Source organism: Bradyrhizobium macuxiense, assembly GCF_007993935.1.
Classification (GTDB): Bacteria; Pseudomonadota; Alphaproteobacteria; order Rhizobiales; family Xanthobacteraceae; genus Bradyrhizobium; species Bradyrhizobium macuxiense_A.
Genome location: NZ_VITY01000005.1, coordinates 182,930 through 209,621, shown reverse-complemented (window position 1 = coordinate 209,621; position 26,692 = coordinate 182,930). Strand labels below are relative to the sequence as shown.

At 65.1% G+C, this 26,692-nt stretch carries 25 protein-coding genes; 8 read left to right on the top strand and 17 right to left on the bottom strand.

The features are described from left to right. Positions 1-23 precede the first annotated feature (23 nt). The 3 genes from FBZ93_RS15370 to FBZ93_RS15360 all read right to left on the bottom strand — a co-directional run bounded on the left by FBZ93_RS15370 (position 24) and on the right by FBZ93_RS15360 (position 4,011). On the bottom strand, positions 24-872 hold the full coding sequence (locus tag FBZ93_RS15370; protein ID WP_146986768.1) for an IclR family transcriptional regulator: 849 nt from the start codon (positions 870-872) through the stop codon (positions 24-26). A gap of 237 nt (positions 873-1,109) precedes the next feature. Next, positions 1,110-2,396: an MFS transporter gene (locus FBZ93_RS15365; protein WP_146986767.1), complete on the bottom strand. Its 1,287-nt coding sequence runs from the start codon at positions 2,394-2,396 to the stop codon at positions 1,110-1,112. A 229-nt stretch (positions 2,397-2,625) separates the two neighbouring features. Further along, the gene (locus FBZ93_RS15360; RefSeq protein WP_146986766.1) at positions 2,626-4,011 is read right to left on the bottom strand and encodes a M20 family metallopeptidase; all 1,386 of its coding nucleotides are present in this window, start codon (positions 4,009-4,011) and stop codon (positions 2,626-2,628) included. A gap of 238 nt (positions 4,012-4,249) precedes the next feature. Between FBZ93_RS15360 and FBZ93_RS15355 the strand changes: the two genes are divergently transcribed. Then, positions 4,250-5,632: an LLM class flavin-dependent oxidoreductase gene (locus FBZ93_RS15355; RefSeq protein WP_146986765.1), complete on the top strand. Its 1,383-nt coding sequence runs from the start codon at positions 4,250-4,252 to the stop codon at positions 5,630-5,632. 117 nt (positions 5,633-5,749) lie between these two features. On the opposite strand, the gene FBZ93_RS15350 is transcribed toward FBZ93_RS15355, so the two are convergent. After that, positions 5,750-7,414, bottom strand: a complete 1,665-nt coding sequence (locus FBZ93_RS15350; protein WP_146986764.1) for a thiamine pyrophosphate-binding protein — start codon at positions 7,412-7,414, stop codon at positions 5,750-5,752. Positions 7,415-7,718: 304 nt separating this feature from the next. Between FBZ93_RS15350 and FBZ93_RS15345 the strand changes: the two genes are divergently transcribed. Continuing rightward, on the top strand, positions 7,719-9,203 hold the full coding sequence (locus tag FBZ93_RS15345; protein ID WP_146986763.1) for a hypothetical protein: 1,485 nt from the start codon (positions 7,719-7,721) through the stop codon (positions 9,201-9,203). Positions 9,204-9,318: 115 nt separating this feature from the next. Here the strand turns inward: FBZ93_RS15345 and FBZ93_RS15340 are convergent, their stop codons facing one another. Both FBZ93_RS15340 and FBZ93_RS15335 read right to left on the bottom strand, forming a co-directional pair. Continuing rightward, positions 9,319-9,834 carry a GFA family protein gene (locus tag FBZ93_RS15340; protein ID WP_246667498.1) on the bottom strand — a complete coding sequence of 172 codons (516 nt, stop codon included), beginning with the start codon at positions 9,832-9,834 and terminating at the stop codon, positions 9,319-9,321. A 139-nt stretch (positions 9,835-9,973) separates the two neighbouring features. Then, positions 9,974-11,101, bottom strand: a complete 1,128-nt coding sequence (locus FBZ93_RS15335; protein ID WP_146986762.1) for an alkene reductase — start codon at positions 11,099-11,101, stop codon at positions 9,974-9,976. Positions 11,102-11,200: 99 nt separating this feature from the next. On the opposite strand from FBZ93_RS15335, the gene FBZ93_RS15330 reads away from it, so the two are divergent. After that, positions 11,201-11,584 (top strand): winged helix-turn-helix domain-containing protein, encoded by a 384-nt coding sequence (locus tag FBZ93_RS15330; protein ID WP_050422860.1) that lies wholly within the window; start codon positions 11,201-11,203, stop codon positions 11,582-11,584. A gap of 287 nt (positions 11,585-11,871) precedes the next feature. On the opposite strand, the gene FBZ93_RS15325 is transcribed toward FBZ93_RS15330, so the two are convergent. Further along, a complete protein-coding gene (locus tag FBZ93_RS15325; protein ID WP_146986761.1) occupies positions 11,872-13,368 on the bottom strand; it encodes an aldehyde dehydrogenase family protein in 1,497 nt (498 codons plus the stop codon). Positions 13,369-13,566: 198 nt separating this feature from the next. Between FBZ93_RS15325 and FBZ93_RS15320 the strand changes: the two genes are divergently transcribed. Next, positions 13,567-14,418, top strand: coding sequence for an SDR family NAD(P)-dependent oxidoreductase (locus FBZ93_RS15320; RefSeq protein WP_146986760.1), 852 nt, complete (start codon positions 13,567-13,569; stop codon positions 14,416-14,418). Between the two features lie 746 nt (positions 14,419-15,164). Here FBZ93_RS15320 and FBZ93_RS15315 read toward each other — a convergent pair. Next, a complete protein-coding gene (locus FBZ93_RS15315) occupies positions 15,165-15,545 on the bottom strand; it encodes a hypothetical protein (RefSeq protein WP_146986759.1) in 381 nt (126 codons plus the stop codon). A 176-nt stretch (positions 15,546-15,721) separates the two neighbouring features. Here FBZ93_RS15315 and FBZ93_RS15310 point away from each other — a divergent pair, with 176 nt between their 5' ends. Further along, positions 15,722-17,131: an aldehyde dehydrogenase family protein gene (locus FBZ93_RS15310; RefSeq protein ID WP_146986758.1), complete on the top strand. Its 1,410-nt coding sequence runs from the start codon at positions 15,722-15,724 to the stop codon at positions 17,129-17,131. A gap of 92 nt (positions 17,132-17,223) precedes the next feature. Further along, positions 17,224-17,796 (top strand): DUF2478 domain-containing protein, encoded by a 573-nt coding sequence (locus FBZ93_RS15305; RefSeq protein WP_208764014.1) that lies wholly within the window; start codon positions 17,224-17,226, stop codon positions 17,794-17,796. Between the two features lie 254 nt (positions 17,797-18,050). On the opposite strand, the gene FBZ93_RS15300 is transcribed toward FBZ93_RS15305, so the two are convergent. The 8 genes from FBZ93_RS15300 to FBZ93_RS15265 all read right to left on the bottom strand — a co-directional run bounded on the left by FBZ93_RS15300 (position 18,051) and on the right by FBZ93_RS15265 (position 24,902). Then, a complete protein-coding gene (locus FBZ93_RS15300; protein WP_035651034.1) occupies positions 18,051-18,257 on the bottom strand; it encodes a hypothetical protein in 207 nt (68 codons plus the stop codon). A gap of 71 nt (positions 18,258-18,328) precedes the next feature. Continuing rightward, complete coding sequence (locus tag FBZ93_RS15295) at positions 18,329-19,324, bottom strand: hypothetical protein (RefSeq protein WP_146986756.1); 996 nt, start codon at positions 19,322-19,324, stop codon at positions 18,329-18,331. Beyond that, positions 19,321-20,442 (bottom strand): GNAT family N-acetyltransferase, encoded by a 1,122-nt coding sequence (locus tag FBZ93_RS15290; protein WP_146986755.1) that lies wholly within the window; start codon positions 20,440-20,442, stop codon positions 19,321-19,323. Before FBZ93_RS15290 ends, FBZ93_RS15295 begins: the two co-directional genes overlap by 4 nt. After that, positions 20,439-21,638 (bottom strand): hypothetical protein, encoded by a 1,200-nt coding sequence (locus FBZ93_RS15285; protein WP_146986754.1) that lies wholly within the window; start codon positions 21,636-21,638, stop codon positions 20,439-20,441. The genes FBZ93_RS15290 and FBZ93_RS15285 overlap by 4 nt, the downstream gene beginning before the upstream one ends. Beyond that, complete coding sequence (locus FBZ93_RS15280) at positions 21,635-22,510, bottom strand: HesA/MoeB/ThiF family protein (protein WP_146986753.1); 876 nt, start codon at positions 22,508-22,510, stop codon at positions 21,635-21,637. Before FBZ93_RS15280 ends, FBZ93_RS15285 begins: the two co-directional genes overlap by 4 nt. Next, complete coding sequence (locus tag FBZ93_RS15275; RefSeq protein ID WP_208764013.1) at positions 22,507-23,562, bottom strand: hypothetical protein; 1,056 nt, start codon at positions 23,560-23,562, stop codon at positions 22,507-22,509. The genes FBZ93_RS15280 and FBZ93_RS15275 overlap by 4 nt, the downstream gene beginning before the upstream one ends. Positions 23,563-23,875: 313 nt before the next feature. Beyond that, the gene (locus FBZ93_RS15270; RefSeq protein ID WP_146986752.1) at positions 23,876-24,151 is read right to left on the bottom strand and encodes a YiaA/YiaB family inner membrane protein; all 276 of its coding nucleotides are present in this window, start codon (positions 24,149-24,151) and stop codon (positions 23,876-23,878) included. A 55-nt stretch (positions 24,152-24,206) separates the two neighbouring features. Next, positions 24,207-24,902, bottom strand: a complete 696-nt coding sequence (locus tag FBZ93_RS15265; protein ID WP_146986751.1) for a PspA/IM30 family protein — start codon at positions 24,900-24,902, stop codon at positions 24,207-24,209. Between the two features lie 112 nt (positions 24,903-25,014). Between FBZ93_RS15265 and FBZ93_RS15260 the strand changes: the two genes are divergently transcribed. Then, positions 25,015-25,623: a TetR/AcrR family transcriptional regulator gene (locus tag FBZ93_RS15260; RefSeq protein ID WP_050422870.1), complete on the top strand. Its 609-nt coding sequence runs from the start codon at positions 25,015-25,017 to the stop codon at positions 25,621-25,623. A gap of 24 nt (positions 25,624-25,647) precedes the next feature. Here the strand turns inward: FBZ93_RS15260 and FBZ93_RS15255 are convergent, their stop codons facing one another. Continuing rightward, the gene (locus FBZ93_RS15255) at positions 25,648-26,010 is read right to left on the bottom strand and encodes a cupin domain-containing protein (protein WP_146986750.1); all 363 of its coding nucleotides are present in this window, start codon (positions 26,008-26,010) and stop codon (positions 25,648-25,650) included. A gap of 193 nt (positions 26,011-26,203) precedes the next feature. Between FBZ93_RS15255 and FBZ93_RS15250 the strand changes: the two genes are divergently transcribed. Continuing rightward, positions 26,204-26,602, top strand: a complete 399-nt coding sequence (locus FBZ93_RS15250) for a hypothetical protein (RefSeq protein WP_246667497.1) — start codon at positions 26,204-26,206, stop codon at positions 26,600-26,602. Positions 26,603-26,692: the final 90 nt, after the last annotated feature.

Below are 26,692 nucleotides of genomic sequence, written 5' to 3'. Positions count from 1 at the left end.
CCAAATCCCGACGCGCAATCCGGTCAACTCACGGGCTTCGCCGACCGCACGTTCTTCGGCGCCTGGGCCATCGCGCGGGCCAGCACCTGGGCTTCCTTCTTCAGCATGTCGGCGAGTTCGCCCTCGCGGCGGCGGATGCGGTCGGTAGCGGCGCCGATCGACAGCGCGGCGACCACCTCGCCGGCATCGTCGCGGACCGGAACGCCGACGCCGCCCATGCCGGGGAATGCAGCGTCGAGCAGCACGGTGTGGCCGGCCTTGCGCGCCACCGCGATCCGCTCGCGCAGGAACTTCGGCGTGATGCGCGGCGACTTCGCCAGCCGCGGCACGATCACCTCGATCACGGCCTCGATCTCGGCGTCGGGCAACCAGACCAACAGCGCCAGCGCACCAGCGCCGACACCGAGCGGACGGCGGCTGCCGATCTGCAGATAGTTCGGTTGCAGCGGGTGGCTGCCGACCGAGCGCGCCAGATACAGCGCCTCGACGCCGGATCGTACTGACAACAGTGCCGTGTCGGCCGAGCGCTCCGACAGCCGCAACAGGCTCGGCTGCGCCAGCTCGGCGATGTCGACCGAGCGGCGCGCGCCGACCGCCATCACCCGCGCCTCCTGGCCGAGCTCATAGGTCTTGGCGCCGGCAACCCGGCTGACGAAACCTTCCTCGATCAGCGAATTGAGGATGCGCAACGCGGTCGCCTTGTTCAGCGAGGTGGTGTCGGCGATGTCGGTCAGCCGCAACGGCGAGCGCTGCGCCAGCACGCGCAGGATCGCGCAGACCTTCTGGATCGCGTTGAACTTGTCGGGTTGGCCCGGCTCCGGCAATGGCCTCTTGCGGCTGGTCCGTGCGGTCGCAGTCGTGGAGGCGTTCATGCCCTGGCCTTCCTTGCCTCAATTCCAATTCGTGAACCGGGCACGAAGAGATGCGCCCGGCCGGCATCATCCTAAAACGGAAGATGTGCAGCGGACACCGTATACTTTCGTCAGATGAAACTTTGATATCGACTATCTACGCTGCTTTGCAGCAATAGCGGTATTCGAATTTCGTTTCACGAAATCAGGTATCATTGTGCATGATCATCTCGAAAAACCGCTTCGCACTTTTTCGGATCATGCGAGCCGCATCCTTCGAATGGTGAACAGCGCGCCGAGGCTGAGGATGCAGACCGCGGTGAGATAATAGCCCGGCGCGAGCTCGCCGATCAGCGCAAAGCCGCCCATCCAGGTCATGATCGCCGGCCCCATGCCGCCGAACAATGTGACGCCGATGTTGTAGCTGAGACCGAGCCCGGTCGCACGCGTCGCCGGCGGAAACAACTCCGACATCAGCGCGGCCAGCGGCCCGTAATACAGCGACTTGAGCACGCCGAGCCAGAGCACGCCGAGCAGGATGATCGCAGGCGTCGGCTTGCCGGTGAGCAGCAGGAACGCCGGGAAGATCGAGACCAGCAGCAGCAGCGCAAACAGGATCATGTGCGTGGTGCGTCCGATCTTGTCGGAGACGAGGCCTGCGATCGGCGCCAGCAGCGCGACCGCCGTCTGCGCGGCGAATGCGGCGGTGAAGCCGACCGATGGCGCGAGGTTGAGCGTCTTCACCACATAGGTCGGCATGTAGACGATCAGATAGTTCACCGCGGTTGACACCGCGAGCGCGCCGATCGCAAGGATCGTGGGGAGCATTTGCCGCGCGAACACCTCCACGACCGGCGAGCCCTGCTGCTCCGCCGCCGGCGGCGGGGTCGCATCGTCGACATGGTTGCGGATGTAGATGCCGACCGGGCCGATCAGCACGCCGAACAGGAACGGCAGCCGCCAGCCCCAGGATTGCAGGTCCTCGGGGCTCATCAGCGAGGTCAGGAGCGCACCGAAGCCTGCGCCGAGCAGGCCGCTGACGCCCTGACTTGCGAACTGCCAGCTCGCCACGAAGCCGCGCCGCTCCGGCATGTGCTCGACCAGGAACGCGGTCGAGGAGCCGAACTCGCCGCCGGCGGAGAAACCCTGCACCAGCCGCGCCAGCATCACCGCGATCGGCGCCAGAATGCCGATGGTCTGGTAGGTCGGCATCAGCGCCAGCACCAGCGTGCCAAAGGTCATCAGCACGATCGACAGCATCAGCGACGCCTTGCGGCCGTGACGATCGGCATAGCCGCCGAGCACGATGCCGCCGATCGGGCGGATCAAAAACGACAGACCAAAACTGCCGAAGGTCAGCAGCAGCGAGGTGGTCGGGTCATTGGCCGGGAAGAACGCCTTGGAGAGGTAGACCGCGAAGTAGGCATAGACCGAGATGTCGTACCATTCGAGCGCATTGCCGACCGAGGTCGCGACGATCAGGCGGGTGATGTTTTTCTTGGTCGTCGCGTCGGCCTGAGAGTTCATCGGCGTCGATAGGGTCATCTATATTCCTTGGCCGGTCAGGCACCATTCTCTCAACACGTCATGGCCGGGCTCGTCCCGGCCATCTACGTCCTCCCCGTCATCCCCGCGCAAAGGCGAAGCCTTTGTCGCTGGAGGTGCGAGCTCTTGCGAGCCTCGAAGGATGCACGGCCCCGCTGGTGGCCGTCGACCCTTCGAGACGCCGCTTCGCGGCTCCTCAGGGTGACGGGGGAAAATGCAGCCCCGCCTTTCAACCTTTGTGCTTTGCCTCGCCGAGATCCCAGAACAGGCCGGCCATGATGGTCAGCGCCTCCTCGGTCACCGGTAACAGGATGTGCTCGTCGGGCGCGTGCTGCGAGCAGCCCGGATAGGAATGCGGCACCCAGATCGTCGGCAGGCCGAGGCCTTCGGAGAACACGTCGTTCGGCAGCGAGCCGCCGAAGTTCGGCAGCACCGCCGGCGCCTTGCCGGTGGTGGTGCGGATCGAGTTCGCCGCCCAGTCGATCCACGGGCTGTCCATGTCGGTGCGCGAGGCGCCGAAGCGCTGCGCGCCGGAGACCTCGACCATCGGAAAGCCGTTCTTGTGCAGATAATCGCGCACGCCGTCGATCACTTCGAGATATTTCGTGCCGACCACGAAGCGGAGCTGCAGCACCGCGTTGGCATGGCCAGGAATCGCATTGGCCGGCTTGTCGATATTGCCCGATGACATCGCCAGCACTTCCAGTGTGTTCCAGGCATAGAGCCGTTCGGCCGCGGTCAGGCCCTCCTCGCCCCAATCTTCCGCAAGCTGCGGTTCGTCCGCCGTCGGCTTGATCTCGACGTCGGCGAGCGCGGCGCGGACCCGGTTCGAGATCGGCGGGGGTTTGAGGATCTCGAGCCTCATGCGGCCCTTGCCGTCGACCAGGCTCGCGATCGCGTTCGCCAGGATCGTCGCGGGATTGGCCAGCACGCCGCCCCAATTGCCGGAGTGGTTGCCGCCCTCGCGCAGGTTGACGTCGAGATGGATGCGGTTGCCGCCGCGGCAGCCGAGGAAGATGGTCGGCCGCTCCGCCGACAGCCGCGGCCCGTCGGAGGCAATGAACAGATCGGCCTTCAGCTCGTCGCGATGCGCCTCGCAGACCTCGCGCAGATCGGGCGAGCCGATCTCCTCGCCGGTCTCGATGATGAACTTGGCGTTGAAGCCGAGCTTGCCGCCGCGCGCCTGCTTCACCGCGCGCAGCGCGGCCATGTTGATCGAATGCTGGCCCTTGTTGTCGGCGGTGCCTCGGCCATAGACGCGGTCGCCCTTGACCGTGGTCTGCCAGGGATTGAGCCCGTCGCGCCATTCGCCGACCATGCCGTCGACGACGTCGCCGTGGCCGTAGGTCAGCACGGTCGGCCGCGCGGCATCTTCCTGGTAGTCGGCGATCAGATAGGGCCCGCGGCCGGTTGGCGATTCGATCAGCCGGGTCTTGAAATCGAGCTCGGCAAAGGCCGGCTGCAAATTCTCCACCAGATAGGCGCGCAACGCATCGGCCTTGTCGGCGTTGAGGCTTTCGGTCTGGTAGCCGACCCTGCGGTCGAGCTCCCTCAGGAACTGTCCCGATTGAAAATGCTCCCGCACCTTTGCGATTGCGTCGGCCCGTGTCGCCATGATTGTTCCTTCGTCCGGTCGCGTCTTGGCATGATCCCGTCGGATCGCTGCGTCGCACATCCGGATCATGCTTCTGGAGGCCGGCAACCTATCGGGATCGGCCCGCCACCGGAAGGGTGTGAATCGCGAAGGGGCCTTGCCAAAACGTGGGAAGTCGCAACAAGTTGACAGTGGGACGCCCGGCATCGACCGGGCAGCAATCGAACCGGCGCTCAAGGTTTCGACCAAGGTTTCGACAATGACAAAACAAATCCGGCTCAACGCCTTTGCCATGAACTGCGTGGCGCATCAGTCACCGGGGCTATGGACCCATCCGCGCGACCGCACCAAGGACTACAACAAGCTGTCCTACTGGACCGACCTGGCGAAAACGCTGGAGCGGGGCCGGTTCGACGGTCTGTTCCTCGCCGACGTGCTCGGCGTCTACGATGTCTATGCCGGCAATCCGGATGCGGCGCTGCGCAACGCGGCGCAGACCCCGGCCAACGAGCCGTTGATGCTGATCCCGGCAATGGCCGCGGTGACCGAAAATCTCGGCTTCGGCGTCACCAGCAATCTCTCCTTCGAGCCGCCCTACCCGTTCGCGCGGCGGATGTCGACCCTCGATCACCTCACCGGCGGCCGGGTCGGCTGGAACGTGGTGACCGGCTATCTCGATTCCGCCGCGCGCGGCGCCGGCAAGGACAAGCAGACCGCGCATGACGACCGCTACGAGCTCGCCGACGAATATATGGAGCTGGTCTACAAGCTCTGGGAAGGCAGCTGGGAGGACGACGCCGCGATCCGCGACGTCGCGCGCGGCATCTTCACCGATCCTGCGAAAGTGCATCGGGTGCAGCACGAGGGCGCCAACTACCGGCTCAACGCGATCCATCTGTCGGAGCCGTCGCCGCAGCGCACACCGGTGCTCTACCAGGCCGGCACCTCGCCGCGCGGCCGGCAGTTCGCGGCCGAGCACGCCGAATGCGTCTTCATGTCGGGGCCGTCGGCGAAGGTGATCGGCCCGCGTGTCTCGGCGATCCGCGAGCTCGCCGCCGCGAAAGGCCGTAACGCGGCCGAGATCCTGATGTTCTCGATGATGTGCGTCGTGGTGGCGCCGACCGAGGCCGAGGCGAAGGCGAAATACGCCGAGTATCGCAGCCATATCAGCCATGAGGGCGCGCTGGCGCTGATGTCGGGCTGGACCGGTGTCGACTTCTCGACCTATTCGCTCGATCAGGAAGTCCGTCACGTGCAGAACGACGCCGGCCGTTCCGCCATGGACAACGTCACCCGCGCCGACCCCGACAGGGTCTGGACCGTGCGCGAGGTCGCCGAGCATGTCGGCATCGGCGGCGCCGGCCCCGTGGTGGTCGGCACGCCGGAACAGGTCGCCGACAAGATCGAGCAGTGGTTCGAGGACACCGACGTCGACGGCCTCAACGTCGCCTTCGCGATCTCGCCCGGCGATTTCGAGGATATCGCCGACATGCTGGTGCCGGAGCTCGTCAAGCGCGGCCGCTACAAGCGGGAGTACGCCAAGGGCACCTTGCGCGAGAAGCTGTTCGGCGCGGGGCGCGCGAAGCTCGACGACACGCATCCGGCGAGCCGGTATCGGGTGAAGCCGAGCGCTGCGCAGTAGCTGCGTAGGGTGGGTTAGCCGAAGGCGTAACCCACCATTTTCGTCCAACAAGCACAGTGCGGATGAGAAGCCGGCGGTGGGTTACGCCTTCGGCTAACCCACCTAGCGATTTCGAACTCAATTCACCGAATTGCTCACCACCACCTCGATCAGCTTCGCACCGAGACGGCTGAATGCGGATATCAGCGTGCCCTTCAGCTCCTGCGGATCGGTAACCTTGATCGCCTCGAGCCCGAGCGAACGCGCAAGCGCGGTGAAATCGACCGGCGGATCGATGAAATCCATGCCGACATAGTGATCGTCGCCATGGAAGGCGAGCAGACGCTGCTTGATGATGCGGTAGCCGCCATTGTTCACGATGACGAAGTTGAGCGGCAGCTTGTGGTTGGCCGCGGTCCACAGCGACTGGATCGAATACATCGACGAGCCGTCGCCGGAATAGCACACCACCGGGCGCTCCGGATTGGCGAGGCTGACGCCGACCGCGGCCGGCAGGCCCCAACCGATGCCGCCGGATGCGAGCGCGTGATAGGCGTAGCGGTCGCGATGCGCGCGCAGCCCAATGATCTGGCGCGACGAGGTCAGGCCTTCGTCGACCAGGATCGCGTTGTCAGGCATCGCCTCCACGACCTGCAACGCCAGCCAGTCCGGATCGATCGGCGAGGTCTGGCTTGCCCTCGAGATCTGCTCGACCAGCGCCTTGCGCTTCGCCGCCCAGTTCTTCGGTGCGAGCGCCGCCAGCCCCTGCCTCGCGCGCGTCTCCAGCGCGCCGCCGCCGATCTCCTTCAATGCCGGAACCAGCGCACGCAGCGTTTCCCTGACGTCCGCCTTCACAGCGATCTCGGCGCCATAGTTGCGGGCGAGATCGCTGTCGACCAGGCCGACCTGCACGATCGAGAGCCCGTCCGGCAGCGGATCGACCTCGCTGTAGACCGACATCCGCAAGGGATCGCCGCCGAGCGCGATCAGAAGATCATGCGGCGCCAGCACGTCGCGCGCGACCTTCTGCAGCCGCGCGATGGCGCCCATGAAGCTCGGGCTTTCGGACAGGAAGTGCGCGCCATAAGGCGTCGACGATTGCCAGGCCGGGCAGCCCAAAGTCTCGGCGAGATCGGCCGCCTCGCGCAGCGCGTCGCTCTTGACGATCTCGTCGCCGACGACGATGACGGGGCGCTCCGCCTTGAGGATGCGTGCGACAAGCGCCTTCAACGAGTCCTCCGACGGCCGGACGCGGGTGTCGACCCGGGTCGAGCGACCGAGCTCGATGCCGGCCTCCGCATTGAGGATGTCGCCGGGCAGCGAGATGAACACCGGCCCGGTGGGCGGCGTGGTCGCGATCTTGGCGGCGCGGCGCACAATGCGCGGCAGGTCTTCGAGCCGCGTCACCTCGACCGCCCATTTCACCAAGGGAGTGGCCATCTGCACCAGCGGACCGTAGAGCACCGGCTCGGTCAGGCCGTGGCCCTGCTCCTGCTGCCCGGCGGTCAGGATCAGCGGCGTGCCGGTGAAGCTCGCATTGTAGAGCGAGCCCATCGCATTGCCGAGACCGGGCGCGACATGGACATTGCAGGCGACCAGCTTGCCGGAGGCGCGGCTGAAGCCGTCGGCCATCGCGACGACCAGGCTCTCCTGCATCGCCATCACATAGGTGAGATCGGGATGGTCCTTCAACGCATGCATGATCGGCAATTCGGTGGTGCCGGGATTGCCGAACAGATGCGTGACGCCTTCATCCTTCAGCAACGCCAGAAATGCCGAACGGCCGGTGATGCGGTTCTTCATGTTCCCTCCAGGCCAGCCAGCGCGTTGGCCGACGGCAGGCGAGGAGATGACCAAACTTGCGCTTCGGGAGCAATCGAGCGGCCGGTCATGGCCGCATTCCGCAGGCGCGCGCCTGGTGTTGACCATGCACCACGATGATCGCGAGTTCCGGGAAACTCCCTCGGCGGGCAGCATCGAATTGCGCGGCCGAGATTAACGCTACTTTAGCGAGAGTGCCCTAAAGCGGCGATTGTTTGCATCCACCGGGCGGGCAGAAAAGCACACAGGGCCCGCAGGCGGCCCGCTTCGATCGCAGGACTCATTCATGGACGCGCTGGCGGCTTGGAACGGCACCAGGCTTGAGAGAGGACCAGGAACGATCAAGCTCGCGAAGCTGGGAATCTATCTCTTCCTGATCGCGTGCTCATCCCTGTACTACCTGGCGAACGGGCCGCTCCTGCTGGGTCACCTCGATTTGGGATGGCACCTCGCCGCCGGCGACCTGATCAGGGAGCGCGGCAATATCCCCTTCCAGGATCCGTGGTCTTTCACCCTCGGCGACAGGCAATGGTATAACCTCTCCTGGCTCTGGGACGTGATCGCCAGCGTGGTGTTTCAATACACGGGATGTACCGGTCTCACATTGGCAATCGTTGCATGTGGCGCCGTCATCACCGGATATCTCACATCCATCTGCCTGCGCAACGGCGCCTCGACGCTTGCGGTCGCAATTTCCGTTCTGGCCGCGTGCCTGCTTTATCCGGCCTTTGCGACCGCCCCGAATTCCTATCTCTCGGTGTCGCCAAACACCCCGACGATGTTGTTCTGCGTCATCTTCTACGCAGAGTGCTTGAAACGAACCCGATGGTTCTTGCTGCCCGTGATGATGGTGCTTTGGGCCAACCTGCACGGCGGCTTCATGCTCGGACTCTTCATCATTGGTATTTTTGGCGCGGTGTCCCTGCTCAGGCGGGACTGGACTGGTCTTAGGATCTACTGTCTCGCGGCCGCCGGCTGCCTGGTCGCCATTCTGATCAATCCTCTCGGCTGGCATATCTACAACGGCGTCGCGACCACGCTGGGCCACTTTGCGCAGGCGCACATCACCGAGTGGTGGTCTTACGCTGCGAACTTCACCATGCCGGGAAGCGTTCCCGGTATCGTCTATATCGCCATGTTCACTGCGTTCGAGCTCCGCCACCCGGCGGCTTCGACCGCTCCTCTGGAGTCGCGGCTGCTGGCCTGGCTGTTCCTGCTGCTGGGATTCTATCAATACAGATACATGTCGTTCTTCTTCATGTTCGCGACGGTACCGCTGGCGCTGCACCTGGATCGGCTGCTTCCCAAGCAACTGAATGAGCTCAAGGTACAAAGCTCGTTGCTGGTAGCCGGCATCATCGGCATATGCGCGCTGCCGCTGACGCTGATATACGTCAAACCGGCGCTCGCGCTTCCGCAACTGCTGTCAGAGCAGGATGCGCGCTATCTTCAGACTCATTTTCCGCATGCACGGCTGCTGAACCACTGGAACGTCGGTGGACTCCTGATCTTCTACACGCGTGGTGCGGTGCCCGTGTTCATCGATGGCCGGTCGGCCACCGCTTACCCCGACGAGCTGCTGCGCGACTATTTCAGCCTGATCAAATGGGAGATCGACGAGACCGCCTGGGACGCCGTCCTCGACAAATACAAGATCGATACGGTGCTCTGGGTGAAGGCGCACGAACCTCTGAAGAGGTTCCTCGTGGACAAGAGGGGATGGACCGAGGAATACGCCGGAACGGGCGAGGTCATCTACGTGAAGCACTGACGCGGCCGGCGTTTCCATACGGCGGTCCTGCTCGGAAGCTGACGAGCGCAGTTCGCGTCCTTTGTTTGTGCATGGTCTTTTCGGAATACCGCTTCGCACTTTTCCGGATCATGCATCAGAACATCCCCTCGCGCTCGCTGCGCTTCTTCTTTTTCGATCGCTGCCAGACCACGCCAGGATAGCCCTTCAGCGGCACCAGCGGCTCGCCGGTGTAGGCCCATTCCTGCAATTCCTCGATCGCGATGTGATAGAGTGGCTGCCGGCCGGTGCGCCCCGAAAACAGCGCGCGCGGGATGTTGACCATGTGCGGCGACCGCGCGCGTTCGTAGATGATGGGCGTGCCGCAATTGGCGCAGAAGCTGCGCGCGGTCTTGCTCTTCGCATCCTCGTAGCGCGACAGTTCGCTTTCGCCTTGCGTGATGCGGAAGCGCTTCTTCCAGCTGCCGACATAGGTCGCGTAAACGGCGCCGTGCGCACGGCGGCTGGCGGCGGTGTGATCATGCCAGGCCCAGCGCGCCGGCACATCGATCTCGAAGCGGACCTTGCCGCACAGGCATTGACCGGCCGCAGGCTTCGCCAGCGCCACGGGTTTTGGCTTCTTGGTCGGCTCGAACTCGTCGTCCGGAAACATCGCTGATCACCGTCATTGCGGGCCAACGGGTCGCGCGAACGCGCGCCCGATGACAGGCTCCGCGAAGCAATCCATTCATCCGCATGCGCGGAGCGATGGATTGCTTCGTCGCTTCGCTCCTCGCAATGACGCGCGTCGTCTACGCCTGCGCCAGCTCGTCGTGCACGGGATAATCCGTGTAGCCTTTCTCCTCGCCGCCATAGAAGGTGGCGCGGTTATACTTGGTCAGCGGATAGCCGCGCTGCAGGCGGCGCGGCAGATCCGGGTTGGAGATGAAATAGCGGCCGAATGCGATCGCATCGGCATGGCCCTCGGCAAGTGCGCGCTCTGCGCTGTCGCCGACGAAATTGCCGGCCGTGATCAGCACGCCGCTCCACATCGGGCGGTACAGCACCATCGCCGACGGCACGTTCTGCCAGTCGACGTCGGCGCGGCCGGTGCCGGAGGCGCGCGGCTCGATGAAATGCAGATAGGCGAGCCCGAATCTGTCCAGCGCCTTGATGGCGTGGCTGTAGAGCGGCATCGGGTCGGCCTCGCCGCTGCCATTGGCAATGCCGTAGGGCGAAAGCCGCACGCCGACGCGGTTGGCACCCCACACCTCGGTCACCGCCTGCGTCACTTCCAGCAGGAAGCGCACGCGGTTCTCGATCGAGCCGCCATATTGATCGGTCCGCACATTGCTGCGCGATTGCAGGAACTGCTCGATCAGATAACCATTGGCGCCGTGGATCTCGACGCCGTCGAAGCCGGCGGCGAGCGCATTCTTCGCGCCCTCACGATAGGCCTCGACCGTCAGCGCGACCTCATCGGTCTCGAGCGCGCGCGGCGTCTCGTACTCGACCACCTTGCCGTCCGCCGTCATGCACTTGAACTCGGAGGGGATCGCGACCGCCGACGGCGCCACCGGCAGCGCACCATCCGGCTGGAACGAGGAATGCGAGACGCGGCCGACGTGCCAGAGTTGCAGGAAGATCAGCCCACCCTTGGCGTGCACGGCATCCACCACCTCGCGCCAGCCCGCGATCTGGGCCTCGCTGTAGATGCCGGGAACGCCGGGATTGCCGAAGCCGGTGGCGACCACCGGCGAGGCCTCTGCGATCAACAGGCCGCCTTGTGTCGCGCGCTGCGCATAATATTCCGCGTTCATCGGCCGCGGCGCGAGGCTCGGCCGCGCTGCCCGCATCCGCGTCAACGGCGCCATCACGACACGGTGCTTCAGCTCATAGGGACCGACCTTGAGCGGCGAAAACAGCGACGAAGAAGTCATGCCTACCCCAAATATTCTTTGCGATTTCCCGTTATCTAACGGGTTCATCTTGTTCATAAAAGGAGGTAGTGGCAATCTGTTGCCGAGAGAAGGTCTCCCATGTCGAAATCGAGCGCCTCATCGCTCCCCTCCCTGAGCGTCCGCATCGACCTCGATGCCGAGGACCGGATCGGGCCGGGCAAGATCCTGCTGCTGGAAAACATCAGGGAATGCGGGTCGATCTCGGCCGCCGGCCGCGCCATGGACATGAGCTACAAGCGCGCCTGGGACCTGGTCGACGAGATCAACCGCATCTGCCGCCAGGCGGCGGTGGAACGGCAGACCGGCGGCAAGAACGGCGGCGGCGCGGTGCTGACCCCGTTCGGCCTCTCCCTGGTGGCGCGCTACCGCAAGATCGAGCGCGACGCGGCGTCAGCCGTGCGCAAGGAGCTCGAGGCCCTGCGCAGCGACATCGGCAAGCCGAAGAGGGCCGCGGGGCGGTAAACGCAAGCGACCTGCGGCCGTCGCAGGGACGCTTTGCGAAAATATCGAAAACAACCCCATGCAAAGGAGCCCGGCGGCGGCCGGCGTTCGACACGGCAACTTGACGCGTCGGGCAAATCAGGGGTATATTTCTAGTATTCCGAAATCACGTGGGTGTTGGGGTGAAGGGCTTCGCTGCGCGAGCAAGTCGAACATTGAGACCTGTACCCCTCACCCGCCGCGCAAGGGCGCGGCGACCTCTCCCCGCGGGCGGAGAGAGGTGAAGCGAGGCAGCGAGCTTCGCGGCGCTAGCCCGTCTTGATCCAGACTGCCTTGACGTTGAGATACTCCTCGACGTGCTGCTTACCGGACTCGCGGCCGTAGCCGCTCATCTTGTAGCCGCCGAACGGCACCGCCGGGTCCATCGCCTGGTAGCAATTGACCCAGACCGAGCCGGCGCGCAGCGCCTTCGCGACCTGGTGCGCCTTGCTGACATTGGTGGTCCAGACACCGGAGCCGAGGCCGAAGGTGGTGGCGTTGGCGCGCTTGATCAACTCGTCCGGATCCTTGAACGAGATCGCCGAGATCACCGGACCGAAGATCTCCTCCTGCGCGATGCGCATGTTGTCCTGCACATTGGCAAACACCGTCGGCTGCACGAAAAAGCCCTTCGACAGCGCGCCCTCGGTGAGACGGCCGCCGCCGGCCAGCGCCTTGGCGCCTTCCTTCTGGCCGATGTCGAGATAGCCGGAGACGCGGTCCATCTGCTGCTGCGACACCAAGGGCCCGATCTGGGTGTTGGGATCGAGCCCGTTGCCGACCTGCAGCTTCTTGCCGAACTCGGCGACACGGCCGACGAATTCGTCATAGACCTTCTGCTCGACGAACAGCCGGGTGCCGGCGCTGCAGATCTGGCCCGAGTTGGCGAACACCGCCATCGCAGCGCCCGGCACCGCGGCGTCGAGATCGGCGTCGGCGAACACGATGTCCGGCGACTTGCCGCCGAGCTCGAGCGAGACACGCTTGAGATTGCCGGCCGACGCACGGATGATCGACTGTCCCGTGACGTGCGAGCCGGTGAAGGCGACCTTGTCGACATCGGGATGCGAGGCGAGCGCGGCGCCCGCGGTCTCGCCATAGCCCGGCACGACGTTGACGACCCCGGGCGGAATGCCGGCCTCCATGCAGAGCTCGCCGATGCGCAGCGAGGTCAGCGGCGATTCCTCGGCCGGCTTCAGCACCACGGTGCAGCCGGTCGCGATCGCCGGGCCGATCTTCCAGATCGAGGCGGTCAGCGGCCCGTTCCAGGGGATGATGGCGCCGACCACGCCGATCGGCTCTTTCAGAGTGTAGGAGAAGATCTCGCCGGGCAGCGAGTTCTCGATGGTCTCGCCGTGGATCGCGGTGGCCTGGCCCGCGTAATAGCGCAGCATGCCGAGCGAGCGGAGCCGGTTGCCGCGGGTGCGGCTGATCGGCGCGCCCATGTCGAGCGTGTCGAGCTGGGACAGTTCCTCGAAATTGGCTTCGACCAGCTCGGCGAGCTTGAGCAGCATGTTCTGCCGCTCGAACGGCTTCACCTTGCTCCACGGTCCTTCGAAGGCGCGGCGCGCCGCCGCGACCGCGCGGTTGATGTCCTCGGCATCGCCTTCGGCGACGGTCGCGAGCAATTCACCGGTGGCGGGATTGTGGGTTTCGAATGTCTTGCCGGAGGCGGCGTCGACCCATTTGCCGTCGATCAGCATCTTCTTGTAGGAGCCGTCGGCATAAGGATGGCGCGTGATCGGAATAGCCTGCGAAACAGCCATGTTTGCACTCCCTGTCAAATTGTTCGGCTGAGGTCTTGTGGAGGCGTTATATCGCGGATTCTACAGCGCAGACGCGAAACCGTAAAGCCGCGCGGACGTTATGAGGGCGGCGCGCGCGAAAACCTCCCATGCGCCTGTGTCTCGCGCGCGATATGCTAGCCTGCAAGTGTAATCCACAAATGTGTCCGGAGACCGATGATGCCCCACCCCGTGATGTCAGCCAATCATGTTGCCGTGATCACCGGAGGCGCCTCCGGCATCGGGCTTGCCGCAGCGATGCGGTTCGCCGAAGCCGGCATGACGGTCTGCATCGTCGATCTCGGCGATGACAGGCTGAAGGCTGCTGCGGCAAAACTGTCGGCTGCGGCACCGGGCGGCGCCGCCGATATCATGACCGCTGCGGTCGACGTCAGCCGTGCGGACGAGGTCGCAAATCTCGAAGCCGCGGTCGCGAAGAAATTCGGCGGCACCGACATCCTGATGAACAATGCCGGCATCCAGCCCGGCAGCGCGATGTTCGGGCCCGCGGACAATTGGCAGCGCATTCTTGGCGTCAATCTGTGGGGCGTGATCAACGGCACCCAGGCGTTTGCGCCTGACATGATCAAGCGCGGCCGGCCGGGGCTGATCATCAACACCGGCTCCAAGCAGGGCATCACCACGCCGCCGGGCGATCCCGCCTACAACGTCTCCAAGGCCGGCGTGAAGGCGTTCACCGAGGCGCTGCAGCACGAGCTGCGCAACACCGACGGCTGCAAGCTCACGGCGCATCTGTTGATCCCGGGTTTCGTCTTCACCGGCTTGACCGCGCGCGGCCGCACCGAGAAGCCGGCCGGCGCCTGGACCGCGGAGCAGACCGTCGACTTCATGATCGAGCGCCTCGACGGCGGCGATTTCTACATCCTCTGCCCCGACAATGATGTGCCGCGCGCGCTCGACGAACGCCGCATCCTGTGGGCCGCCGGCGACATCGTCGAGAACCGCCCGCCGCTGTCGCGCTGGCACAAGGATTACGGCGATGCGTTCGCGGCGTTCGTGAAGGGGAAGTGAGCGCCGGCGTCATTGCGAGAAGCGAAGCGACGAAGCAATTCATAGCACCGCATACGCGGAGGGATGGATTGCTTCGCTTCGCTCGCAATGACGAGGAAGCGTTGTCGGGCGTGGCATAGAATCGTAGGATGGGTGGAGCGAAGCGATACCCATCATCTCTCCTGCGGCCCGCCATTTGATGGGTATCGCTTCGCTCCACCCATCCTACGGTACTGGCACAAGGATTATGGCGACGCGTTCGCGGCGTTCCTGAAGGGGAAGTGACCGCCCCCGTCATTGCGAGAAGCGAAGCGACGAAGCAATCCATTTCTCCGTGCATGCGGAGGGATGGATTGCTTCGCTTCGCTCGCAATGACGTGGAGGCGTTGTCGGCGCGGCAAAGAATCGTAGGATGGGTAGAGCGCAGCGAAAAACCCATCATCTCTCCTGCGGCCCGCCATTTGATGGGTTTCGCTGCGCTCTACCCATCCTACGGTACTGGCACAAGGATTACGGCGATGCGTTCGCGGCGTTCGTGAAGGGGAAGTGATCGCCACCCGTCATTGCGAGGAGCGAAGCGACGAAGCAATCCATGGCGCCGCATACGCGGAGGGATGGATTGCTTCGCTTCGCTCGCAATGACGTGGAGGCGTTGTCGGCGCGGCATAAGAATCGTAGGATGGGTAGAGCGCAGCGAAACCCATCATCTCTCCTGCGGCCCGCCATTTGATGGGTTTCGCTGCGCTCTACCCATCCTACGCACTTTCTCAATTCGCCCGCACCCGTACCGGCGTCGCCCGCGGCGCCACCAGCGCCTCGCCGAGCTCGCTCTGCTGCGCACGCGGGATCGAGAAGCAGACGCTGAAGCCGTCCGAGGTCTTGAGCGTCATCATGCCCTGGGCCGGATCGGTCGACTGCTCGATCACCCAGGAATCCAGCGGATAGGCGTAGCGCAAGGTCTGGTCGCCGAACCGGGTCTGCAGCGCCTTGCTGATCAGCCCGGGCAAGGTCATGACCAGCGCGCCGACCTGGTTGATCGACAGGCGGATCGTTGCAGGCTCGCCCTTGCCGTCGACGAATCCGAGCGAAATAGCGCAGCCGTCGGGCGCGACTTCGCAGGTGGTGAGCTCCTGGGTTTCGATCTGCATACCGGCACTCCGGATCATTCTTCGTTATATTCGTAAATATATATCGCGCGGACTGCCGCCGTCCAGCCGTTATTCGAGCCTCATCTTTGGCCGTGGCCCGCCCGTCGCAATCGTGATATATGACTGGATATAGCGAGGTCCGCGAAGGACCCGTTTGACCAGGGAGAGCAAAGCCTATGAGTGATTACAGTCTTCTCATCGACGGCAAGATGGTACCCGGCGACAGCACGATGCCGGTGCTCAATCCGGCGACCGAAGAGGTGGTGGCGCAATGCCCACGCGCCTCCAAGGACCAGCTCGACAAGGCCGTCGCCGCCGCGAAGGCCGCCTATCCGGCCTGGGCCGCAACCCCGATGGAAGAGCGCCGCAAGCTCGTCATCAAGATGGCCGAGGTGATCGAGGCCAACACCAACGAGCTCGCCCGCATCCTGACCAGCGAACAGGGCAAGCCGCTCGCGGATGCCACCGGCGAAGTGATGGGCATGGCGGGTTTCTTCCGCTATCTCGGCTCGCTCGATCTTCCGATGCGGGTGATCGAGAATTCCGGCGACCGCAAGGTCGAGGCCTATCGCCGCCCGCTCGGCGTCGTCGGCGCAATCATTCCCTGGAATTATCCGCTGCTGATCCTGGCGTTCAAGCTGCCGTCGGCGCTGCTCGCCGGCAACACGCTGGTGGTGAAGCCTGCGCCGACCACGCCGCTGGCCTCGCTGCGCTTTGCCGAACTGGTCAAGGACATCCTGCCGAAGGGCGTGCTGAACTTCATCGCCGACGCCAACGATCTCGGCGACCACATGACCAAGCACCCGGATATCCGTAAGATCTCCTTCACCGGCTCGACCGCGACCGGCCAGAAGGTGATGGCGAGCGCATCGCAGACCTTGAAGCGGATCACGCTCGAGCTCGGCGGCAATGATGCCGGCATCGTGCTCGACGACGTCGATCCGAAGAAGGTCGCGCCCGGCATCTTCGAGGGCGCGTTCCAGAACTCCGGCCAGGTCTGCCTCGCCATCAAGCGGCTCTATGTGCACGAATCCGTCTATGACGAAATCTGCAACGAGCTGGTCGCGATCGCGAAGAACACCGTGGTCGACGACGGCTCCAAGCAGGGCACCAAGCTCGGCCCGCTGCAGAACAAGATGCAGTACGAGAAGGTGAAGGCGTTCCTCGACGACGCCCGCAAGAACGGCAATGTGATCGCCGGCGGCGCCGCCATGGACCGTCCCGGCTACTTCATCGAGCCGACCATCGTGCGCGACATCAAGGAAGGCTCGAAACTGGTCGACGAGGAGCAGTTCGGCCCGGTGCTGCCCGTGATCAAATACTCCGACAAGGACGACGTGATCCGCCGCGCCAATGCCACCACCTACGGCCTCGGCGCCTCGGTCTGGTCATCCGACATCAAGCGGGCGCATGAGATCGCGACCCGGATCGAGGCCGGCACGGTGTGGATCAACAAGCATCTCGACATGGCCCCGAACATTCCGTTCGGCGGCGCCAAGCAGTCGGGCATCGGCACCGAATTCGCCGAGGAAGGCCTCGCCGAATTCACCCAGCTGCAGATCATCAACGGCCCGCCGGCCGCCTGATTCCAAGAACATCTGGCCGCGACGTCTTGGAGCCCCTTGGCGCTCCTCGGCGCCGCGGCCGCCTTTCCCCTCCACAACGAACAGAGCCCATGATGTTCGACGCCCAATGCGACCTTGCCGCCCTGGTCTATGACGACAATGACGATCCGGACGCCGTCCTGCGCGCCTTCGCCGGCGATCTGAAGGCGCACGGCGCGCGCGTGGTCGGCATGGTGCAATCAGGCCAATGCGCGGATTCCAGCCTGTCGGCGGTGCTGGTCCATAGCGGCGAGACGCTGCTGCTGGCGCAGCCGCCCAGCGAAGGCGCCACCGGCTGCAAGCTCGATCTGTCGCGGCTGCAGGACGCAGGATTCCGCGTCGCTGATGCGCTCGCGGATGGCGCCGATCTCGTCATCATCAACCGTTTCGGCAAGCGGGAGCGCGACGGCAAGGGCCTCGGCTTCTTGATCGAGCGCGCGCTCGATGCCGATATTCCCGTCGTGATCGCGGTGTCACGGCAAAGTTTTGCGGACTGGATCAAGTTCGCCGGCGGCATGAGCGTGAAGCTCGCCTGCGACCGCCACGCGCTGGATGCCTGGTGGCGCAACGTCTCGCTGCGAACCGCGGCCCGGACTGCGCCGGATCACACCACGGTGTGCGAGGCGTTTAAGTCGAGGACTCCGTAGGATGGGTGGAGCGAAGCGATACCCATCAAATGTCCCCGCGCGGCGAGATGATGGGTATCGCTGCGCTCCACCCATCCTACGCACTATCACCGTCATCCTGAGGAGGCCGCGAAGCGGCCGTCTCGAAGGATCGACGGCCACCGGCCGGGCCGTGCATCCTTCGAGGCTCGCTCCGCTCGCACCTCAGGATGACGGTACAAGCAGAGTCGCAGGGTGGGTTAGACGAGCCACCCTACGCGGTTTCGCTCAATCGCTCAGAGCGTTTCCTGCTTGTGGTCGCAGTTCTTGCAGGTGAACTTGACGCGGGTCTGGCCCTTTTCCGCCTGCACCCGGTTCGGCGCGCCGCATTTGCCGCAGACGGCCTCGATCCGGGTCGTGCCCTGCTTGATGACCAGGTTCCGTTTTTCCATGGTCTCGCGGATCAGGCGTTCCGCCTCCTCGCGCAACGATTGCTTCGACATCATCCCACCGGTCATTGGTTTGCGGGCGGCGTCATAGCACGGCCGCGTGAAGCTTTGACAGGGGGTACCGATCAGACAATCAAGCGATCCACCGGCATCCGGTAATGCCGCGGTTTCAGTGGTTTGGCCGGCCGGCCGACGCGGAACACGTTGACGAGGCGCAGGTCGGCGCCGACCTTGCCGAGTTTTCGCAGCCGCTCATTGAAGTCAGGATGATCTGCCAGCGCCGAGATCGGGCACGCCGCGAGCCCGGCACGATCGATCTCCAGCCAGCTGCGGTAGAAATGCCGGCCCGTCGTGAGTGGATCCTCACCGACCGGGCGGCAGAACAGGACGATCGCCGAGGCCGAGGCGGTCTTGGCACGGTCGGCGAGCAGCGCTGCGGCGAGGCCGAGACGATCGAGCGGCCTGAACAGGCTGCCGAGCACGAAGCGGGCGGCGGTGGCCTCGACCGCGCTCATGGCGAGCACGTCGCGATTGAGACCATCAAGCAGATAGTGCGGATGGCTGGGCGACAGCCGCATCCAGTCGAGCAGCTCGGCCCGATAGTCGTCGCCGTGCACAAAGGAGAATTCGGCCTGGTCGGCCCACCCGGCGATATCGGCAATCGTCCGGCGATGACTGATGCAGATCAAATCGTCACGCGCGACGGCAAGCTGCACCAGCGGCGCGGTATCGTCCGGCGATGCCACGAACCTGCCCCGCCACGACATGCGGTGCGCCACATGCTCCGCGAGCGGATCGGGCGCGACGCCTTGCCTGATCGCAAAGCTGCAAAGCGCGGCAAGTTGCGGCGACAGCGGCTGCTCGATCGTGGTCATAGCCGTGATCGCAAGGCCGCGGCGGTTGAGCGCAAGGCTCATGCCTTCCAGCGCGGCGCCGTGCGAGACGAGCACATCATGCCCCGCGGGGTCGGCGACCGGCGCGCGCACGCTGATATCGTCGACCAGCGCCAGCCGCCCGTCGCCGAGCAGCCGCCAGCGCGTCGGCTGGATGTTGTGGACGCTCGGCGCCAGCCGCGCCTCCGCGACCAGCTCGTGCAGCAGATCCGGCGTCAGCTCGCTCATGCCGCGGCCAGCCGCTTGGTGAACAGATGCAGCCGGTGCAGCGGCGTGGCGCCGGCCTTCTCGACTTGGCGCAGCGAGGGAGCATTGATGTCCGCAATCCAGGTGCCGCCGAGCGTGCGGTAGCCGGCCTGCTGCAACGCCAGCGCGGTGCGGTAGAGCATCGCGCCGTTGAGGCCGCGATTGTGCAGGTCGCGGCAGACCGACTGATAGATCAGCACGGCGCGCGTGTTCAGCATGCGGTGCTGCACGAACCTGAACGGCGCTGATAGCCCGATCCGGCCGCCGATCGCCTTGATCAATGGATTGAGGTCCGGGATCGCGATGATCGCGCCGGCGGGGCGGCCGCGGTGATACACCACGGTCGAAATCCGCTTGTCGATGATCCACATCATGTCGCCGGCCTGGAACAGGTACTCGGCCGCGGTGGGCGGCACGAACATCGGGTTGTCGGCAAAGCCGTCGTTCAGGATCAGCCGCGCATCCTCCAGCCGGACCTTGAAGGCGGAGCGCTTGATCGGCTGCCAGACGAAGTCCTTGTCCGCGAGCACTGCGCGCTGCTTGTCGCCGAGCAATTGCTCCGGCTTGCCATCGTCGAGCGCGATCTCGAACGTCGTCATCGGGAAGGTCGCCGTATAACCGGCGCGTTCGAGATGCTGCGCGATATGCGGCGGCGACCACATCATGTCGGTGAACGGCGCATGGTCGAACCCGTCGGTCATCACGCCGATCTGCTGCATCGCGGTGAGATTGAAGTTGCCGGCGATGCGGCTCATGCCGCGCGCCGACAGCCATTGCTCGGCGGCACGCAGCAGCGCATCGGCCACGTCGACATCGTCGATACAGTCGAAGAAGCCGAACGCGCCGTGACGGGTGCCGTGCTTGCGGTTTGACGCATCGTGGATCGAGGCGGCGATACGGCCGATCGGCCGGCCGTCGCGATGCGCCGAGAACAGCGCGTAGCGGCCATGGCCTTCGGTGATGAACGGGTTCTTCGCGGGGTCGAACATCCGGTCGAAATCGCTCCACAGCGGCGGCACGTAGAGGCTGTCGGGCCCATAGGCACTGAGGGCGGCGTCGAATGCCGCCCTGCGGTCGCCCTCCCGGATCTCAATCGTCATTTGGCCTCCGGGGTCAATGCCAGCAGCCGCCGCACCAGCGCCAGCGCAGTTTCGGTGGCGGGATCGGCCGCGGTCACCGGCACGGCGAGCACGATCAGGTCGAGCGGATCATGTGCGAGCACGATGACATGGGAGGCGCTGTTGGCTGAGATCAGCGACACCATGCGCTCGGCGGCCGGATCGGTCGGCGGCAGTCCCCATGGGGCCTCGGACCGGCGTAGCACACGCTTGGTCGACAGGAAGTCGCGAAGCAACGGCGGATCGTAAGGTCCAAGCTCGTCCTCGCGGAAGCGCCGCGCGCTTTCGAAGATCGGGTGCCGCGCCAGCTCGGCGATCAGCTGCTCCCTGGTCTGCGCCGGCGACGCCGCGACCGAGTTGAGCACGCCCGGCTCCTGGGATTCGAACAACGCGCGCAGCGCGTCCGTCATCAGCCCGATGGTCAAGACGCCGGCGATCGCGACCGCGACGAACCGGACCATCTGCGCGGCATCGACGTCAGGCGCCATGAAAGCGGCGGCGAGCCCAAGCAGGCCCGAGGAGATCAGCCGCAGCGCCATCATCGCGAGCCCATGCCGGCGGGTCTCGGCGCCGCCGCCGGCGATCAGCATTACGGTCACGGTGAGCAGCGCGCCGAGCGCGCCGAGCCGGACCGGGATGTCGGGAAACAGCGTGCGGAAATCGGTCAGGATGAACGGGATCACCACCAGCGCGCCCACCGCCATGCGGCCGATGCTGCGGTTTTCCGAGGCCATCAACGCGGCCCGGTCGCGCGTCGCCAGCAGCAACGCGCAGGTGGCAAAGCCCAGCAGCTGGAACAGCGCAAGTGTGATCGCATACGGCATCACGAAGCGCTGCAGCCCGAAGGTGCCGCCGAGGCCGAGCAGGATGCCGCCGCCGAGCGCTGCGATCTTGACCGCACGCGGCGCGTGCCGCCGCAGGATGCCCTCGGTGACGATCAGCGCGCCGAGCGGGATCAGCGCGGCCGGGATCACCGAGAGGCGGTCGAGCACAAAGCTTCCACTCCACCAGGCCAGGCCACGGTCGAGGAACAGGGTCGCGATCACGCCGAGCGCGAGCAGCAGGCGGCGGGTCAGCGGGCTCCGCGGATCGCGGCGATAGAACGTCATCATCGCCACCGCAACGCCGATGGCGCCGCAGAGATTGACGATGGAATCGGCGATCACCCCCGAAGTCATGCGACGCCCGTCAATTGATCGATCGCCCGCCGTACCAGCGGGCGCATCAGGGCGGCAACCAGCGCGTTGCGCGGCTTCTCGATCGCAGGCCGGTGCGGGTTGAGGAACCAGCCGCGGCAATCGGTGCCGGAGGTGCGGCCGAGGATCAGCGCCACCGCCTCATAGGCCATCAGCATGCCGGTCGAGATCACCATCGGCGCGAACGACATCCGGCTGCGGCGGCCGGCCGCGACTTCGCCGGCGATCGCGAGGTCGACATAGTTGCGCGACGAGGAGTGCAGCATCACATGCTCGATCTCGGCGCGCATCGCGGCGCGGCGGTCGTCCTCGGTAATGGCAGTCCAGTCCTTACCTGTCGTCGGAAAGCCGAGGCGCTCTTCGGGCCGTGGATCATGCGGGCGCACCACGATCACCGACGGCAGCGGCGACATATAGGCATCGATCACGGTTGACTCGGCGTGCTTTGCAGTCCGGTACAGATGCACACCGGCGGCGATGTCGTCCATGCCGTTGACAATCACCGGACAGCGTTTCGCAATCCCGGCGAGCTCGCTGGTCCAATTCTCGCCGAGCACCTCGATCTCGATGGTCGGATTGATGCGCTTCGCAGCTTCGGCGGCGACTTCCGCCTTCTCGCGGCCGACCTCATCGGCAAAGGCGAACACCTGGCGATTGAGGTTGGAGACCTCGAAACGATCGATGTCGGCGATCACGAACTTGCCGACGCCGGCGCGCGCCAGCGCCATGAAGGCCGCGCCGCCCATGCCGCCGACACCGCAGACGAACACCCGCGCCTGGCGCAGCAGCTGCTGCTCGTGCTCGTCGACGAAGCCGATGTTGCGGCCGGTGAAGGAGTAATAGTCGAAATTCATCGCATAGCCCCGCTGTCCTGCCGGCGCGGCCGCAAGGTCCCGAAGGCGCGGCTGTCGTCCAGCCAGTAGACCACCGGCAGCACCAGCCGCTGCAGCGCCAGCATCGTGGACGCCGCGAGCAGCGCCGGCAGCGAGCCCGAGGGCACCTCGCTCATGACATAACGGCGCGCGCCGGCCAGATCGACGCGGCCGAGCTGCAGCACATCGTCGCCGCGGCCGTAGTCCAGCTCGCGCTCGCAGAATTCGTTGTAGACGGCATTGCGATGCTTCGGCGCAATCTCAAACGTCTTCTTCAGCGCGTCCGAGCCGCCGGTATAGGCATTGGTGATGACCGAGCGCGCCTCGTCGAAGCCGGCTTCCTCGCCGACGCCGAACACCGCGCGGTGTCGCGCCATGATGCCGCGCGCGAGCTGCAGATGCGCAAAACTCTGCCGCGCGCCCGGCAGCGGCGACGGAAACACGTCCGAGAAGGTGTCGCTGACCATGCCGACCACGGCCGGCACCTGGGTGACGTTGGAGATCCATTTCGGCCGCAACCCATCGCGGGCGAACAGCACCAGCGCGGTCAGGCCGTAGAGCACCCAGGACAGCCCCTGCCCGCGTACATCCGGATCGACCATCACGAGGCCGAGATGGGTCACTTCAGCCGGCTCGCCGTCGAGCGGCACCTCCATCACCGACAGCGCGTTGAAGGCGATCGGCCGGCCGCTGTCTTCCTCTGAGATTACGGTGACAACAGCGCGCGACAGCCGCTCCGGCTCGCCGGAGAAGATGCCATAGGTCAGGCTCTCCTCGGGCAGCGTCTTGGCGGCGACGATGCGCAGCTGCCCGACCAGCGCGTCGAGTTCGTCCTTCGGCAGCGACAGGCCGGGAGATTCGACGATCCGGGTGCGCTGGCCGGCCTGGGTGCGCAAGGTGAGATCGATGGTCGGCTGCGACAGCGCCTTCAGCCAGAAGCCGGCATGGCTGCGCAGGCCGTCAAAGGCCGCGCGCGCCTTCGCAAAACCCCTGCCGCCGCGCGAAGCCGGGGTCGGATCATCGGTGGACGCCATTTCTCTGTCCCTCGGGCGCGATCTCTGCACTCGCCCCTGTTAAGGAGCCATGAGCGCAACCTGACGCGCTTTGCCGCAGGGTAAACAAGGCCTTCCGGAAACGGAACAAGTTGGGTGTAAGCGCCGGCAGTCTATCCACCCGTCATTGCGAGCGAAGCGAAGCAATCCATCCTTCCGCATGCGCTGCGCGATGGATTGCTTCGTCGCTTCGCTCCTCGCAATGACGTGGAGGGTTTGGCATTTGCCTCAGGCGAAATCGGCGGGTGAAGAAACACCCGCCGTTTCGCATTGGGCTCAGCCTCACGTCGCCTTCTTACGCCGCCTTGGAGACTTCCATCAGCAGGCGCTCGGCCTTGGCGTCCTCGATGCGGTTCACGAACTTGCCGCTCTCGTAATTGTCGCGCACCGTCTTGGTCAGCGTGACGCAGGTCTGGACCAGCATGACGATGCCCATCGTCAGATAGCCCTTCATCCAGAGGTCGATCGGCAGGAAGAACACGCCGACACCGACGAGGAAGGCGGCGGCTGCGAAGGACGCGTAAGTGAAGGTCACCCAGCTGCTGCTGTGGGGTTGAACGGTCTGGTTCATGGTCGTCTCCTTGATGATATCAGGTTTAAGTTGGCTTGGTTTCAGGCTTGGGGTGTCACGCTGCGGGCGGGCGCTTGGCTTTCAGGCGCGCCAGCACGTCGTCGGCAGTCGATTTCATGCGCGGACCAAAACCCTGCTCCGCGAGTTTCTCGGCGACGACGACCGGTCCCGAGGCGGTATCGATCTCGAACAGCGCGTCATCGGCCGCCTGGATCTCCATCTGCCGCTCGCGCAGCCGCTTCAGCGTCGCTTCCGCTTCCGGCAGCGTCGATTCGTAGGGCCGCGCCGCCTCGATGCCGCTCCGGCGCAGCGAACGCACCGCCTCCGAGGCACGGGCGAGGCGCCGGCCGCGATCGAGCTCGGCAATCCGCGCCTCGGCGTTGGCGACGTGGCGCTTCAGCCGGGTGATCTCGGTGGCGAACAGCGTGCGCGCGGTCATCGCGGCATCGCGTTCGGCTTCGAGGTTGGCGATCGCCTGCGCGGCTTCGCGGGCGAGGTCTTCCCGGCCGCCCTCGAGCGCCGCCGTTGCGCGCACCTCGAGGTCGGCGATCCGGGCGTTGGTGGCGTCGAGCCGCCGGCCCTCCTGCGCGTCGCCGGCGATCGCGAGCGCCAGCGTCCGCTTCGAGCGGTCGACCGCGGCGGCCGCGTCCCGCATCTGCTGGTCGAGCACGACCAGCGCGGTCCGGTCTTGCAGTTCCTCCTCGGCTGCCGCCACGCCGCCGCGGAAAATTGTCAAAACAGTTTTGAACATTTGATCGCTCCCTGTTATGAGCATCGCTCATGAATCTCTTGTACCACATACTGAGCATTGCTCAAGAATTATTTGAGCGATGCTCAAGCTTGTGGTTAACGATAGGTGAAATATGTCCAAGGCATTGGAACGACGGGCAAAACTGCGCGAAGCGCTGATCGAGGCAGCGGAACGGGCAATTGCGGCGAAAGGTCTCGGCGGCCTGAAAACCCGCGAACTGGCCCAGGAAATCGGGGTCGCCAATGGCGGCGTCTACAATCTGGTCGAGGATGTCGACGAGCTGATCCTGCGGGTCGGCTCGCGCACGCTGGCCCGGCTGGATGCGTCGCTGTCGCTGGCCGAGATCGGCGGCTCGGCGGCGCCGCGCGAGATGCTGGTGCGGATCGCGGTCGCCTATTGCGACTTCGCCGCCGACAATCTCGAACTGTGGCGCGCGCTGTTCGAGCATCGCATGCAGCCCGGCAAGCCGGTGCCGGAATGGGCGATCACCGAGCAGATGGAATTGTTCCGCCACATCTACAAGCCGCTCGCTGCGCTGTTTCCGCAGCGTTCGCCGGCGCAGCTCGGCGTCACCGCGCGCAGCCTGTTCTCGGCCGTGCACGGCATGGTCGCGCTCGGACTGGAGCACAAATTGATCGCCGTGCCGATCGGCCAGCTGCGCAGCGAGATCGCGACATTGACCCGCGCAATGGTCGACGGGCTGACGGCGAAGAAGGAGTGAGATCCTGTTGTTGGCGTCCGCGCCTCACGGCTCCATCGTGTAGGCGCGTCCGGGTTCGAGTGCGTAGATGGTCAGGAAGCGCAGCGGCCGTTCCGGGTCGCAATTGCGAAACAGCGTGTGCGGGACGTCAGGGCGATCCTGCAAGGTCTCGCCTGCCCCGTATCGTCGCGGCGGCTCGTCACCGTAGGCGGACTCGGCTGTGCCTTCGACGATGAAGATCACGCCGCCCACCGGATGCTTGTGAAGCGGCGCCACCCCGCCGGGCGGATAGGTCACCTCGGCAACGACGAGCTCGCGACGATCGCCGGGCAGCGCGAGACGCTCGAGCGTCTTGCGCGTAACGCCGGCAAATCCGGCCTGCGGAGCGTCGTCGTTTCCTTCAGTCATGGGAATTCTTCCTTGTCTTGCGAACGATTGTATCCCGATCAGATCGGGCTGCGATGACTATGGAGATGCTTCAGCGACGCAACAAGCACCCACGCATTTGAACACCTGTCACACTGGTGGACCGAAGCCCTTGCCACCCCAGCTCCCACGTTGCAGGATTCCCGCGCCGAAAATCTTCAGCAGTGGGCCTTGCATGAAAATGAGTATGGTCACGACGCGGTCGTCGGGAATAGCCGCCCTGGCGCTCATCCTTGCAGCATCGGGTGTCACGCCGGCGCTGTCGGCGCAGGCTGTGCCGGAATGCTCGATGTCGGTGACATTGGCGGACTGGGGCGAGAACTCGACCGGCGATATCGACATCGCCTCCGGCGAAAGCTGCCAGATCCCGATCGGAATCCGCGGCACAGTGACGGACTCGTCGATCTCGCAGAAGCCGGCCTATGGCAAACTGAAGAAGATCAACGCATCGACCTTCGAGTACAGGGCAAAGGCCAAGTACAAGGGCAGCGACAGCTTTGCCATCAAGGCGACGGGCAAGGGGCCGAAGGCCTCCGGCACCTCGGTCATCACCGTGCACGCCACGATCAAGTAATCGCGCGCCGCGTCGGCATCGAACTCCCTCGCCCCGTTCTTACGGGGAGAGGGTTGCGGTGAGGGGCCGCTTCCGCACACGCCGGCAACA

Bases quoted from the DNA above. Each gene is read 5' to 3' on its own strand.
- FBZ93_RS15365 (WP_146986767.1), bottom strand. From the start codon at position 2,396: ATGACCCTATCGACGCCGATGAACTCTCAGGCCGACGCGACGACCAAG.
- FBZ93_RS15360 (WP_146986766.1), bottom strand. From the start codon at position 4,011: ATGGCGACACGGGCCGACGCAATCGCAAAGGTGCGGGAGCATTTTCAA.
- FBZ93_RS15315 (WP_146986759.1), bottom strand. From the start codon at position 15,545: ATGCAGATCGAAACCCAGGAGCTCACCACCTGCGAAGTCGCGCCCGAC.
- FBZ93_RS15260 (WP_050422870.1), top strand. From the start codon at position 25,015: ATGTCCAAGGCATTGGAACGACGGGCAAAACTGCGCGAAGCGCTGATC.
- FBZ93_RS15285 (WP_146986754.1), bottom strand. From the start codon at position 21,638: ATGACTTCGGGGGTGATCGCCGATTCCATCGTCAATCTCTGCGGCGCC.
- FBZ93_RS15340 (WP_246667498.1), bottom strand. From the start codon at position 9,834: ATGTTTCCGGACGACGAGTTCGAGCCGACCAAGAAGCCAAAACCCGTG.
- FBZ93_RS15325 (WP_146986761.1), bottom strand. From the start codon at position 13,368: ATGGCTGTTTCGCAGGCTATTCCGATCACGCGCCATCCTTATGCCGAC.
- FBZ93_RS15270 (WP_146986752.1), bottom strand. From the start codon at position 24,151: ATGAACCAGACCGTTCAACCCCACAGCAGCAGCTGGGTGACCTTCACT.
- FBZ93_RS15305 (WP_208764014.1), top strand. From the start codon at position 17,224: ATGTTCGACGCCCAATGCGACCTTGCCGCCCTGGTCTATGACGACAAT.
- FBZ93_RS15275 (WP_208764013.1), bottom strand. From the start codon at position 23,562: ATGGCGTCCACCGATGATCCGACCCCGGCTTCGCGCGGCGGCAGGGGT.
- FBZ93_RS15330 (WP_050422860.1), top strand. From the start codon at position 11,201: ATGTCGAAATCGAGCGCCTCATCGCTCCCCTCCCTGAGCGTCCGCATC.
- FBZ93_RS15295 (WP_146986756.1), bottom strand. From the start codon at position 19,324: ATGAGCGAGCTGACGCCGGATCTGCTGCACGAGCTGGTCGCGGAGGCG.
- FBZ93_RS15265 (WP_146986751.1), bottom strand. From the start codon at position 24,902: ATGTTCAAAACTGTTTTGACAATTTTCCGCGGCGGCGTGGCGGCAGCC.
- FBZ93_RS15350 (WP_146986764.1), bottom strand. From the start codon at position 7,414: ATGAAGAACCGCATCACCGGCCGTTCGGCATTTCTGGCGTTGCTGAAG.
- FBZ93_RS15290 (WP_146986755.1), bottom strand. From the start codon at position 20,442: ATGACGATTGAGATCCGGGAGGGCGACCGCAGGGCGGCATTCGACGCC.
- FBZ93_RS15310 (WP_146986758.1), top strand. From the start codon at position 15,722: ATGAGTGATTACAGTCTTCTCATCGACGGCAAGATGGTACCCGGCGAC.
- FBZ93_RS15250 (WP_246667497.1), top strand. From the start codon at position 26,204: ATGAAAATGAGTATGGTCACGACGCGGTCGTCGGGAATAGCCGCCCTG.
- FBZ93_RS15345 (WP_146986763.1), top strand. From the start codon at position 7,719: ATGGACGCGCTGGCGGCTTGGAACGGCACCAGGCTTGAGAGAGGACCA.
- FBZ93_RS15300 (WP_035651034.1), bottom strand. From the start codon at position 18,257: ATGTCGAAGCAATCGTTGCGCGAGGAGGCGGAACGCCTGATCCGCGAG.
- FBZ93_RS15355 (WP_146986765.1), top strand. From the start codon at position 4,250: ATGACAAAACAAATCCGGCTCAACGCCTTTGCCATGAACTGCGTGGCG.
- FBZ93_RS15320 (WP_146986760.1), top strand. From the start codon at position 13,567: ATGCCCCACCCCGTGATGTCAGCCAATCATGTTGCCGTGATCACCGGA.
- FBZ93_RS15280 (WP_146986753.1), bottom strand. From the start codon at position 22,510: ATGAATTTCGACTATTACTCCTTCACCGGCCGCAACATCGGCTTCGTC.
- FBZ93_RS15255 (WP_146986750.1), bottom strand. From the start codon at position 26,010: ATGACTGAAGGAAACGACGACGCTCCGCAGGCCGGATTTGCCGGCGTT.
- FBZ93_RS15335 (WP_146986762.1), bottom strand. From the start codon at position 11,101: ATGACTTCTTCGTCGCTGTTTTCGCCGCTCAAGGTCGGTCCCTATGAG.
- FBZ93_RS15370 (WP_146986768.1), bottom strand. From the start codon at position 872: ATGAACGCCTCCACGACTGCGACCGCACGGACCAGCCGCAAGAGGCCA.